Here is a 12,146-nt window from a genome sequence, read left to right as displayed (position 1 = left end):
GTCGTCGACGCGCGTCCATCGCGGTGGCGACGCTGGGTTGCGCTCTTGCCGGTGCTGATCTGCGGCTGTTCGCTCGAGGGGCTGTCCGTGGCGTGGGACACATCGTCGTCCTCCACCGGGGGCGGCGACGGCGGCTACCCCAGGATCACGGTCGAGGCCGAGGACGATGCGCTATGCGAGCTCTCCGGCCTCTTCGTGCGTGTGGAGGACCCGCTGGCGAGCGGCGGGCAGTACGTGGCCGTCCCCGAGACCGAGAAGGATTGCAAGTCCTCCCGGGTCGACTGCTCCTTCGAGATCAGCGAGGCCGGCACCTACCGGATCAGGGCCAGGGTCGCCGAGGGGCCCGCCGACGGCGTGGACAACTCGTTCTGGGTCAGCGTGGACAACGAGCCGGACCCCGCATACAGGTACGACTTCAGCGGCACCGATTTCCACGAAGATTACGTGCGCGACTCGCAAGACGATACAGGGGCGCTGCTCGAGTTCGCGCTCGCTCCCGGGATGCACGTCGTCACGTTCGCGTGCCGCGAGGACGCGTCCAAGCTCGACTGGATCGAGCTCGTACCAATCGGCCCCTGAGACCCGCGAGGAGCGCCGCGGCAGCGAGCCCGGGTGGCGCACGAGGCGCCCGGCGTCACCGCGTCTGTCAGCGCCAGGGTCGATGACGCGGTGCCTCACGTGTCCACGGTGTCAACCCGCGGTTGACAGGCTCGTTGCGGCGTTGTGGATGCCGCCGGAGAAGCGGAAGCGCGCTGCCGTTGTCGCGGCGGAAAAATGCCGTGAAGGGTCGTGATCCGGGCGGCCTCGAGTCGTCGTGCGCTGATGGCACATGCGTTGCTGAGAAGCTCCCGCGAACGGCCCGTGCGCTGTCCGGCTTCTCCACCGCGTCGCGCGCGCTGCTTGGCTCATCACGGAAAGGTAACTTGCGCATGAAGTTCGATTCTCGAGTCGCTTGGGCTGCGATGATCGCGCTCGGCATCACTGGCCTCTCAACGGCAGGGTGCGGCTCCGATGCGTCGGATCCGGAAGAGAGCGACGGTCAGCCGACGAGCAGCGGGAGCGTCGGCTCCACCACCAGCGCCAGCTCCGGCGGGATCGGCGCCGGCAGCGGCACGGGCGGCGCCGGCAGCGGCCAGGGCGGCTCCGGCGGCGAGGGCGGCTCGGGCAGCGGCGAGGGCGGCTCCGGCAGCGGCGAGGGCGGCTCCGGCAGCGGCGAGGGCGGCAGCGGCACCGGCGGCAGCAGCCCCGGCGGCGCCGACTTCAGGCTCTACGGCTACGCCACGACCGACGGCGGCACCACCGGCGGCAAGGGCGGAGCGGTCGTCTCCGTGAGCTCGCTCGACGCGCTCCGGACCGAGGTCGCGAAGGACGAGGCCCTGATCATCCAGATCACCGGCAAGATCAGCGGCAGCGGCGACGACGTGGACGTCGCCTCCAACAAGACCATCGTGGGGGTCGGGTCGAGCGGAGAGATACAGGGGATCGGGCTCAACCTGAGGAGATCGTCCAACATCATCATCCGCAACCTGAAGATCCACCACGTGCTGGCCAGCAGCGTCAACGGCGACGGCATCCACCTGGACGAGAGCCACAACGTCTGGATCGACCACTGCGAGCTCTGGGCGGACTCGCCCGCCGTGAACTCCGACAAGGACAAGTACGACGGCCTCATCGACGTGACCCACGAATCCTCGAACATCACGATCTCGTGGACCTACCTGCACGATCACTGGAAGGGCATGCTCGTCGGCTCGTCGGACAACGACGACAGCGATCGCCGCATCACGTTCCATCATAACCATATCAACAACGTGAACTCCCGCCTCCCGAGCTATCGCGGCGGCAACGGGCACGTGTTCAACAACTACTTCGAGAACGTCCCCACGTCGGGGGTCAACTCGCGCGTCGGCGCCTGCCTGCGGGTCGAGGGCAACCACTTCTACAAGGTGAAGAACCCCATCACCACGCTGGACAGCGACGCCGGCGGCACGGATCGCAAGGACAACCTCTTCGAGGAGACCACGGGGACGCAGGCGTCCGGCGCGGACTGCACCTGGGCGGCGCCGTACGACTACCCGCTCGACAGGTCGGCCGACGTCAAGGCGATCGTCCTCGCGCACGCGGGCGTCGGCAAGATCGATCCCCTCGAGAACCTGCCCTGACGCGGGCCGTCCGGCGGCCGGCGCGGCGCCCCGGCCGGCGTGGCGCCCGCCGGAGCGCCGCCCGGGGCCGCGCCCGCGCTACCGGAGCGCTCCCACCCGAAAGCTCGCGTGGGAGGCTCCGCGAGGCGGCGAGGCGGCCTGTCGGACGACGGCGGCAGCAGGGATCAGGACTCGGGCTCGTTGCCCCACGGGTTGAAGTCGTGCACCTGCCCCGGCGCGGGCTTCTGGCCCCGGGTGAACGCGTCGAGCAGGACGTCCTGGAGCGGCTCTTCGTCCGCGCGCCGGTAGGTCCCCGCGCGCTCCGACCAGGCGATCTGGCGGCGGAAGGTCTCGACCAGCGGCACCGTGGTCCGGAAGCCGAGGTCGCGCGCCGCCTTGCCGTTGTCGAAGATCGACCCGTACTGGTAGATGAACTTGACGCCCACCATGCGGCGCGGCGCGACCTCGTAGAGCCAGTCGGTCGGGATCGAGACGACAGGGGACTTGCCGCCGGCGGCCTCCTTGCGCGGCGAAGACGCCGCCCCACGTGGTGTGCTCGTCGCTCGTGAGGTGGTACGCCTGCCCATAGGCCTTGTCGTTGCCGAGCGCGTTCACGAACCCGCGGGCCACGTCGGAGACGTGCGCGATGGCCCACGGCGTCGTGCCGTCGTCGTGGACGATGAGCGGGAGGCCGCGCCGGGCGCGATCGGCCATCGAGTCGTCGAAATAGAGCGCGCCGAGCGCGGTGTGCCCCTCGCCGGTCGTGAACGACGGGCGCAAGATCGTGGTCTTGAGCCCGCTCTGGCCGTTCGCCGCGAGCAGCGTCGACTCGATGCGCGACTTGTTCTGGCCATACTTCGTCACCGGGCGGTGCGGCTCGTCGTCGGTCGCCGGCGAGCGCGTGAGCGGGCCGCCGTAGACGCACACGGTCGAGCAGACGACCAGGTGGCCCGCGCGGCCCGAGAACGCCCGGAGCAGCGAGTCGGCGTTCTCCGGGGCGAAGGCGACCATGTCGATCACGGCGTCGAACGTGCGCTGCTGCATCTCGCGCTCGAACTCGGCGTATTTCCAGCGATCGCCGGCGATGACCTCGACGTCCCCCTCGAACCGCCGCGCCGTCACGCCGCGGTTGTAGAGGGTGACGCGATCGCCCCGCTCGAGGAGCTGCTGCACGATGGCCGTCGAGATGAGGCCGGTGCCGCCGACGATGAGGACCCTCATGACTACCCCTCGGCCTTCCGCCCCGCCCCCGCCGCGGGCTCGTCCAGCCAGAGGATGGCCGTCACGCCGCGCGGGTAGTAGCGGCTGCCGACGGGCACGCCCCGCTGCATCTGGTCGGAGTAGGCCCAGTAGCCGGAGCCCTCGATCTGCCAGCGGACGTGGGCCTCCTCGTGGCGCTCGGGGTCGGGGAGATCGGCCTTCAAGATCGCGCGCGCGATGTGCTGGCAGAGCGCGATCTTGCTCGCCCAGGAGTTGTCGCTGCTGCTCGAGAGCTTCCAGCCGCCCTCGGGGAACAGGCACAGCCCGGGCTTCAGGATGGCGTGGAGGTGGCGGCGGAGCACCCGGACGAGCTCGCCGTGCTCGGCCTCGTCGAGCAAGCCCATGACGTGCGGGTAGAGGAGCCCCTCGATCGCGGGGATGATCGCGCTCGTCGAGCTGCGGTCGAGCAGGGCGGGGATGTAGCCCGACGGCTCGTGGAAGGCCGACACGATCGCGCGCGCCGCCTTGCGGCCCGCCGCCTTGGCCTCGGCGGCGAGGGGGGCGTCCCCGCAGCGCTCGAGGAGGTGGGCGAGCACGACGTACGACGCCCACGTCTTGCCGGCCAGGTAGAGGTTGCCGCGCGCGCGGCCGAGCGAGTGATCGAGCGAGTCGTAGGTGGTGATCTCGGCGCCGGTGCCGCAGCGGCTGCTGTCGAGCGCCATGACGCCGGTCCGCGCGCCCGGCTCCGGCGCGTCGCGGTGGAGCAGGCTCGCGAGCAGCTCGGCGAAGAGGCCCCGGTGGCGCTCGAGGAAGCCCTTGTCGCCGGTGCGCGCGACGTACACGCCGGCGCAGCAGATCCAGTTCGTGAGCTGCTCGTGCGTCATGAAGCTGAAGCAGATGGCGTCGAGGTTGGGGCGCTCGTAGCTGGAGTCGCCGGCCGGCGAGAAGTGGTTGCTGACGCCCATGTCGTGCGTGAACGACACCCCGCCGGGCAGGAGCTCGCCGCCCGCGCCGGGGCGCTTCACCTGGTCGCGGTAGCTGTAGCGATCGACGTAGAGGTCGAGGATGTTGCGCACGGCCCAGGGCGCGTAACGCAGCTCGAAGAAGAGGTGATCGATCGCGAGATCGAAGGTGTTCATCATCTCGTACTCGCCCTCGTTCACGACCCACAGCGGCGCGGGCGGCGAGGCGTCGTCGAGCGCCGTGTCCAGCCACTCGGTCGACCCGAAGTAGCCGTGCGTCGCCTGGGCGAGCAGCCACTTCTGCGCGGGGCTGAGCGCCGACTGCGCGAGCTCCGCGTCGCGCTGGGCCGCCTCGCGGACGAGCGCCTCGCGGCGGTCGAGCGCGGAGGCGAGGACGTCCTCGAGCCGGCGGAAGTAGCGGGTGTAGGCGTAGCGCGCCTCGACGCCGGTCGTGATGGCGCCGGCGTCGTGGAAGCCGAGCGCGATCCAGACCTCGCGCTTTTGCCCCGCCGGGACCTCGATGACCAGGCCGCCGGTCTTGCCGAGGCGGAACAGCCGGTCGGCGCTGCCGTCGAACGCGTGCTCGGGCGTGAAGGCCTGGAAGGCGCGGAGGCCCGGCTCCGGGCGGCAGGCGAAGCCCCAGCGCCGGCCGTGCGCGACGCCGACGAGGCGGCCGTCGCTCTCGGTCTCGAGGTCGCGCAGGCTCGGCGCGTCGAGCGCGAAGAGGCCCGTCAGGGGCTTGTCGCTGCCGGTGTTGTCAAGCTCGAGGCGGGCGATGAGCGCCGGGCACGAGCGCGCGGCGACCTCGGCGGGCGGCGCCGTGCGCGGGTCGGGGATGGGGCCGAACGGCGAGTAGATCGCGAGCGTCAGGCGCCCGGCGCGGATCGTGTCGCTCGCCCACCCGAGCTCGCGGCGGATGTCTTTATCGCCGAAGACGCGGCGCATCCGCGTGTCGTTGCTCAAGGTGACGCCGAACGGGACGTCCGGGCCGCGCTGGCTCTCGAAGTAGGGCAGGCAGAGGAAGTCCCCGTCGCCCTCGCGGTAGCCGATGTAGAGGTTCGACTCTCCCGGGCGGCCCACCTGGGAGGCGAACCCGCCCCGGCGGTTGAAGCTGCCGAGCGTGAAGGAGGCAAAGGCGCCGACCGGCGCGTGCTGGACATTGTAGGAGGAGGTCACGGCGGCAACATACCGTAACCGCCTCGCCGAGCGCTCCCGGGAAGCGCGCTCGCGGAGGGAGCCTGTGGAGGCGGTGTGCGGCGCCGTCGCAAAGGTCGCTCCGTACCACCCGGCGGGCGCGCCGAGGTGGGGCGGCGCTCCGGCGGCTGCCCGGGCCCGGACGGCGGCGGCGAGGCCGCGCCGCCGCCGGGGTGGCGCGCGGGACAGGGGGGAGGGGGGGCACTGCGGTGTGGAGCAGACGTCGGGCCTGGGGCGCTGGCTCGCGACGCGGTGCTCGCTGGAGCGGAACGCGGTGCGCCGCCGGCGTCGTCCTCCTGTCCGGCACAAGATGGTTGCGCCGGAGGTCGCCTCGACCCGGATATCGGTTCTTGACGAGAGGCGTCGTGTCGCAGAAACACCGATTCGTGGTCGGCGCCGCGTCGATGCGCGTCCCGCCCACGGGTGTGGCGAGCCCCGACGGTGTAGTCCGCGCGGCGCCGGAGGTCCCAATCAGGGGCGCGGCGTGGCGCCCGGTGATCCCGTCGTGGACTGATGTATAAAGGCCTATCGGGACCCGACGGGCGGGCGGTGCGTCGCTCGGCCGGGCGCCGCCTGCTCGAACAGCACGGAACCCGGGGAAGATCTTGTCATGTTGACATTCGCGACGCTTTGTGCCCAGAGCCGGGCGCTCTCACGGATGGCCTTCGACCGGAGGTACCCGCACGCGTGGCTGCTCCGGGAGCTCGGCCCCGAGGACCAGCCCCCTCCGTCGTTCAAGACCGTCTTTGCCGGCACGTCGCCCGGCTCGCACAGCCAACCGGCCCTGGTCCGTCACCGCATCTCGTCGGCGATGAGCGTCGCGTCCCACGGCTGCGAGCTCCTGCCGGTGACGAAGCGCCCGGAGAGCCCCTGGCAGGATCGCATCACCATCGGGCGCGCCCCGAACAGCGATATCGTCCTGCGCGACCCCTCCGTATCAAAGGCCCACGCGCACATCTCGGCCGTCGTCGCGGACACCCCGATGCTCCACGCGAGGAAGAGCACCAACGGCACGTTCCTGAACGACCGGCTCCTCACGCCGGCCGGGGACGGCGCCCCGCTCCGCAGCGGCGACATCCTCCAGTTCGGCAACGTCGTCTGCGAGTTCATCCTGAACGCCGATCTCTACCGGCTCGTCGCGCGCTGACGCCGGGCCCCTCCGGCCCCCGCTCGCCCGCGGCGCGGCCGCCGGCTCAGCTCCGCTCCGGGTGGGGCGCGCGGAACAGCACCTCCACCGGGCCCGCGTGCGTCTCCACCACGTAGCTCGCGTCCACCGGGGCGCCGCCGCGGAAGGCCCTCGTGATCTCCTTGCGCCGCTTCATCAGCTCGACGAGGCCGAGGGCGAGCGCCTCCGAGGCGGTGAGCTCCTTCGGCGTCGGCTTGCGGCCGATCAGGTCCTCGTCGACCATCGCGAGCGTGGGGTAGGCGTCCGGGCCGGCCAGCTCCCAGCGCTGCTCGGCGACCTCGTCGCGCAGCGCGGGGTGCAGGTCGCTCGCGCGGTCGAAGCTCAGCGAGAAGAAGCTCGCCGGCAGCGACGCGGGCGGCGCGTCCGGGAGCTTCGCGGTCTCGGCCAGGTAGAGCTCGAACCCGCGCGCGCTCTCGAACAGGAGCACGCCGTGGCTCTGGCCGGCCTGCCCGACGACGCACAGCGCGAGGTCGCGCGCGCCGAGCGACGGGATCGACAGCGCCATGATGTCCGCGTCGGTGGGCACGGCCTTCCAGGGCGTGGCGCGGTAAAGCGCGGCCGCCGCGCGGAAGAACGACGCCATCGCGGGCGCCTCGATGCCGCCGCCGAGGAAGCTCGGGGTCAGGCGGCCGTCCCGCGCGCCGAGGTGCGCCTCGAGGTCCTCGGCCACGACGTCGATCTCCGGCGTCGGCGCGACGCGGACCTCGATGGCCGGGTCGAGCCGCGCCCGCAGCGCGTCCGCGAGCGCGGGCGAGGCCACGCGCACGCGCTCGGGCAGGCGCGGCTTCCCCTCCAGCGGGCCGGTGGCGGCGGCCTCGAAGCTGTCGACCGCGCCCGCAACGACGTCGCCGGGGCGCAGGGCGGCGCAGCTCAGCACGAAGCCGCGTTCGGTCATCCAGACGACCGCCTCGGGGCGGTACGCCTCGTCTCCCTCGTGCACGAACGCGCGCAGGGAGAAGAAGCCGCCGATCCACTCCTCGTCCCGGCGGGGCAGGGAGGGCGCGCGCTTCTTGGACCGCTTCTTCTTGGGGGCGGGCACGGAGGACATCAGGGCACCTGTTCGCGGGAGCGCTCCAGCCGGTACGCTCGATGACGCGAGAGCCAGGGGCGAGACCGGAATCGAAGGCGGAAAGCTAGCGCAAAGGCCGCGGGGGTCGAAGCGGAACGCGGGCGAGCGGCTGCCTCGCCGGACCCGCGCTCGGGCCTCGGGCATCGCGCGGCGGCGCGGCGGCGCGGCGGCGCGGCGGCGCGGCGGCGCGGCGGCGCGGCGGCGCCCGAGCGCGGGCCTTTCGGCCTGGCGCTCCTCGCGGTGCCCTGTTATCGGTCGTCGCGGTCCAGCGCGCGGACCTGACGCAGGTGCTGCTCGCCGGCCGCCCAGGGGACTCGATGCCTGAAGAGATCTGCAGAGGACCCCGCCGCTGCGCCGGCGGCGCGCGGCGCGCGGCGCGGCGGGGCCTCGGCCGCGCCCCGCTCGGGCTCCTCGCGGCGCTGGCCGCGTCGGCGGCGGCGGCCCCGGCCTGGGCCGAGCCGACCATCGCGGAGCGCGCGCGGGCCGACGCGCTGCGCCGGGAGGCGCAGGAGCTGCTGGCGAGCGACCGGCCGGACGCGGCCTGTCCGAAGCTCGAGGAGAGCGAGCGGCTGCGCCCGTCGACCGAGACGAAGCTCGAGCTGGCGCGGTGCCACGAGCGCACCGGCCGCCTCGCCAGCGCGTGGGCGCTCTACGCCGACGTCGAGGCGGCGGGCGGCGACGCGAAGCAGGGCGCCGAGGCGCGCGAGCGCGGGGCGGCGATCGCGCAGAGGCTGCCGAGGCTCGCGATCCTCGTGTCCGACGAGGTGAAGGCGCTGCCGGGGCTCGAGGTGGCGCTCGACGGCGCGGCGGCGCGGGGGGTCGGGGTGGCCCGCCCCGTCGAGCCGGGGAAGCACCGGGTCACCGCGACCGCGTCCGGCCGGCAGGCGTTCTCGCGCGAGGTCGAGGCGCGGCAGCCGGGCGAGATCGTCGAGGTCCGCATCACGGCGCTCGATCCGCGCGCGGCCGCGCCGGCGCCCGCTGCCGCCGACCTGGAGCGGCGCCGGCCGACGCCGTACGGCCCGAGGCCGGATCCGATCCACCGGAACCTGATGTGGGTGACGGGCGGGCTCGCGCTCGCGGGCATCGCGCTCGGGAGCACCTTCGGGGGCCTGGCGATCTCCACGTGGGACAAGGTCGAGAACAGCGCCGGGACGGCGTGCAGGAACGCGGAGCGTTACCTGGACTGCGCGCAGCCGGTGCCCGATCTGGCCAGCAGGGCGATGTCGTACGCGACCGTCTCCGATTTCTCCTTCATCGCCGCGGGCGCGGCGCTCGCCGGCACGGCCGTCCTCTGGCTGACGCTGCCCCCGGACGGCCCGCGCGCGAGCGCGGGCGTGCAGATCGCGCCGGGCGTCCTCGGCGGCGCTGTCCTCGGGGTGTTCTGATGACGCTCGAACGGCGTGCGCGGCGCTGGCTGGCGAGCGCCCTCCTCGCGGCGGGCGGCGCGGGCTGCGCGGAGATCGCCGGCATCCAGGCGATCTCCGAGCAGGGCGTCGGGGGCGGGACGTTCAGCGAGCCCGGCTACACGTGCCAGTGGGTGACGTCGTTCGGCGACGCCGACACCACGCTCGGCGGGCTCGTGGCTGACAGCGACGGCACCTTGTGGCTGGCGGGCGGCTTCAAGGGCGACCTCACCGTCGCCGGCGGCGCGCTCACGGCGGGGGGCGCCGGCAAGGACGTCTTCGTGGCGCACCTCGCGCACGACGGCAATCACATCTGGAGCGAGCGCTTCGGGAACGCGGAGAACGACGCCGCGACGCACACGCACCAAGCGACGTCGATCGCCCTCGGCGAGGGCAGCGTCTATGTCGCGGGCGACTTCACGGGCAGCCTGTCGTTCGGCGCGGACTGCGCGGCGCCCGCGGACGGCGGGGCCGGCGACGCGTTCGTGGCGCGGCTCGACAGGCACGATCCGGGCGGGGTCGCGGCGTGCGTGGTGCACGGGTCGCGCGGCCCCGACGAGGCGAGGGCGGTGGCCGCGGAGGGCGATCGCGTCTTCGTCCTGACGTCGCTCCAGGGCGGGGCGGACATGGGGTTCTCCAGCTACGATGGACAGACCCTCGCGAACGCGTGCAGCGGTGTCTTCTCGGGTCTCCAGGGCGCGCGCTACCGGCCCCGGGCGCTCCGCGTGTCCTCCGGGGAGGCCTTCGTGGTCGCCGATTTCGAGGGCCGCGTGAACGTCGGATTCCCCGGCTCCGAGCGCGGGCTGCCGCCCGGCGACGCGGTCGCGGAGGGGACCGACGCCGTCCTCGCCTCGTTCCCGGCGTCCTGGATCTGCGATGGAGCGAGCGCCGAGGGCGCCGGCCTCTGGTACCGACACTACGCTTCCCTCCCCGGGGACCAGCGCGCCGGCGCCATCGCGGTGAACGGCGCCGGCGTCATCCTGGCCGGCTCGTTCGACGGGCAGATCGATCTCGCCGGCGAGCTCGTCGCCACGGAGGAGGACGGCTTCGCCGCGCACCTCGACCGGCGGGGCGTCGCCACGTGGGCCAAGCACCTCGGCGGCAGCGGGGATCAGTCGGCGCAGGTCGTCGGGGTCGACGCGTTCGGGCGGGTCATCGTGGCCGGGCACTTCCGGCAGCAGCTGATGACCGACGACGCCGAGGTCGCCGGGGACGCCGGCGAGGGGGACATCTTCCTCGCGCGGCTCGGGGCCTCCGGCGGCGAGACCGAGTGGCTCGGCGCGCTCGGCGGCCCCGGGCTCCAGCGGGTCCAGGCGCTCGCGATCTCCGGGACGGACGTCTACCTGGCGGGCACCTCCAGCGCCGACTTCGCGCTCCTGAACTGCAAGGTCGAGGAAGAGGACGGTCAGCTGTTCGTCGCCAAGCTCTCGGTCTCGTCGCGCTGAGGGCCGGCCGCGGGGCGCGGGCCGCTGCGCTCGCCGCCGCGCGCGAGCAGCGCCCGCGCGCACGGCGCGACGACCTGGGCGAGCGCGCGCTCCCGGAGCGTCCGCCGGTGCGCCGGAGACAGCACGCCGAAGCCGAGCAGGCCGCTGCGCGCGGCGTCGTCCGGGGTTGCGGGGGCCGGCTCCGCGGCGGCGGCGGCGAGCTCGTCGGCGACCGCGCTCGCCAGGGAGGGGTCGCGCTCGATGGCCCAGGCGGCGAACCGGAAGGCGAGCTCGGCGTGCCGCGTCTCGTCCTCGGCGATCGTCTCGAGGGCGCGCCGGACCGCGGGATCGGTCGCGTGGAGGGCGGCTTCTGCCGCCTCGATCGCGGCGATGGTCTCGCCGATGCACCCCTCGCGGAGGGTGGTCACGAGGATCTCGCGGGCGCCTTCGCCGCCGAGGGCGCCGTCGATGGCGAGAGGCCCGGGGCCGACGCCGCGTCCGGCGAACGCGCTGGCCAGGGCGAAGCACAGGCGCGCGTGCTCGGCCTCGTCGCCCATGGCCGCCTGGGCCGCGCCGACGAGCTCCGGCGGGGCGCCGAGCGAGAGGAGCTGGAGCGTGAAGCGGGCGAACGCGGCGATCGACGCGTGCTCGAGGAGGGCGACGCGGGTCCAGTGCTCGGCGAGCGCCGCCTGCTGCTCGGCCGAAAGCGTGTCGCGGCGAGGCGGCGCTCCCGGCGAGGCGGCCCAGTCGTCGCGCGCGGCGGGCTCGGCGGTGCGCTCGACCCCGGCCACGAGGAACGGCCGGCCGATCACGCAGAGCGGCTCCGCGCAGGCGTGGCGCAGCGCCGTGAGCGTGCACTGCTGGTCCCCCGGGCAGTCGCCGTCCCCGGCGCACTCGTCGGTGGCCGTCTGGCAGGCGAAGCCGGTCCCGCCGCAACCCGGGTTGAGGACATAGCTGGAGCAGAGCACCCTGCCGCAATCCTGATCGCTGGTGCACCGCGCCTGCACGCACTGCCCGACGGGATCGCCGCACAGGCAGATCTGCCCCTCGTTGCATTCGGCGTCGGTCGTGCATCCGTAGTGGCAGAAGCACCCTGGGGGCGCCTCGCCTCCGAGGCCGGGGCTGCAGAAGCCGTGCGGCTGCTCGGTGCAGTCGGCGTCCGAGGAGCAGCTGCCGGCGCCGCCGCCCGTGTCCTTGCACGCCTCGGGGCGCGGGAGCGGGCTCGGGCAGGCGATGACCTCGGCGCGGTGCATCCAGCCGCCGGCACAGCGCACGTACCCGGTGTTCTGGCCTGCGACGAGGATGGGCTCGGGATCGTCGCACGCGAACGGGAACCCTCCCGGCGGCCCGCTTCCCGTGCTCCCCGCGGGGCCCGCGCCAGAGCTCGCGGCCGGGCCCTCCCCCGTGCTCGCGCTCGCCGTGCTCGCGTTCGAGCCTGTTCCACCGCTGCCGCCAGAGCCCTCTTCGGCCGTGACGTCGCCGCCGCAGCTCAGGGCGGGCGCGATCGCCAGCACCGAGAGCAACCTCGCACCCCAAGCGTCGATCGAGACAAGCAATCTCATGGCTT

Annotated in this window: 9 protein-coding genes and 1 pseudogene; 5 read left to right on the top strand and 5 right to left on the bottom strand. The window is 73.5% G+C overall.

Annotated features, from left to right (window positions below; translation table 11 throughout):
* The first annotated feature begins 51 nt into the window (after positions 1 to 51).
* Entirely contained in the window at positions 52 to 579 is a 528-nt protein-coding gene (locus tag WME98_RS00105; RefSeq protein ID WP_437954150.1) for a hypothetical protein, read from the top strand.
* Between the two features lie 350 nt (positions 580 to 929).
* Positions 930 to 2,162: a pectate lyase family protein gene (locus tag WME98_RS00100; RefSeq protein WP_437949344.1), complete on the top strand. Its 1,233-nt coding sequence runs from the start codon at positions 930 to 932 to the stop codon at positions 2,160 to 2,162.
* A gap of 164 nt (positions 2,163 to 2,326) precedes the next feature.
* Here the strand turns inward: WME98_RS00100 and WME98_RS00095 are convergent, their stop codons facing one another.
* The 3 genes and pseudogenes from WME98_RS00095 to WME98_RS00085 form a co-directional block, all read right to left on the bottom strand.
* Positions 2,327 to 2,728, bottom strand: coding sequence for a hypothetical protein (locus tag WME98_RS00095; protein WP_437954170.1), 402 nt, complete (start codon positions 2,726 to 2,728; stop codon positions 2,327 to 2,329).
* 13 nt (positions 2,729 to 2,741) lie between these two features.
* Positions 2,742 to 3,362 (bottom strand): annotated as a pseudogene (locus WME98_RS00090) (NAD-dependent epimerase/dehydratase family protein); the annotation flags it as partial.
* 2 nt (positions 3,363 to 3,364) lie between these two features.
* Entirely contained in the window at positions 3,365 to 5,479 is a 2,115-nt protein-coding gene (locus WME98_RS00085; RefSeq protein WP_437949343.1) for a glycoside hydrolase family 52 protein, read from the bottom strand.
* 628 nt (positions 5,480 to 6,107) lie between these two features.
* Here WME98_RS00085 and WME98_RS00080 point away from each other — a divergent pair.
* Positions 6,108 to 6,644: an FHA domain-containing protein gene (locus WME98_RS00080; RefSeq protein ID WP_437949342.1), complete on the top strand. Its 537-nt coding sequence runs from the start codon at positions 6,108 to 6,110 to the stop codon at positions 6,642 to 6,644.
* Positions 6,645 to 6,690: 46 nt separating this feature from the next.
* Here the strand turns inward: WME98_RS00080 and WME98_RS00075 are convergent, their stop codons facing one another.
* The gene (locus WME98_RS00075; protein ID WP_437331578.1) at positions 6,691 to 7,731 is read right to left on the bottom strand and encodes a hypothetical protein; all 1,041 of its coding nucleotides are present in this window, start codon (positions 7,729 to 7,731) and stop codon (positions 6,691 to 6,693) included.
* A 338-nt stretch (positions 7,732 to 8,069) separates the two neighbouring features.
* Between WME98_RS00075 and WME98_RS00070 the strand changes: the two genes are divergently transcribed.
* Entirely contained in the window at positions 8,070 to 9,137 is a 1,068-nt protein-coding gene (locus WME98_RS00070; RefSeq protein ID WP_437949341.1) for a hypothetical protein, read from the top strand.
* On the top strand, positions 9,137 to 10,600 hold the full coding sequence (locus tag WME98_RS00065; protein WP_437949340.1) for a hypothetical protein: 1,464 nt from the start codon (positions 9,137 to 9,139) through the stop codon (positions 10,598 to 10,600). The genes WME98_RS00070 and WME98_RS00065 overlap by 1 nt, the downstream gene beginning before the upstream one ends.
* Here WME98_RS00065 and WME98_RS00060 read toward each other — a convergent pair.
* Positions 10,561 to 12,141 carry a ferritin-like domain-containing protein gene (locus WME98_RS00060; RefSeq protein ID WP_437949339.1) on the bottom strand — a complete coding sequence of 527 codons (1,581 nt, stop codon included), beginning with the start codon at positions 12,139 to 12,141 and terminating at the stop codon, positions 10,561 to 10,563. The two genes, WME98_RS00065 and WME98_RS00060, sit on opposite strands and share 40 nt — an antisense overlap.
* Positions 12,142 to 12,146 lie beyond the last annotated feature (5 nt).

The sequence above is a fragment of the Sorangium sp. So ce296 genome (assembly GCF_051529605.1).
Lineage (GTDB): Bacteria > Myxococcota_A > Polyangia > Polyangiales > Polyangiaceae > Sorangium > Sorangium cellulosum_D.
The sequence above is the reverse complement of the archived record's forward strand: the minus strand, read 5'-3'. Positions and strand labels throughout refer to the sequence as shown.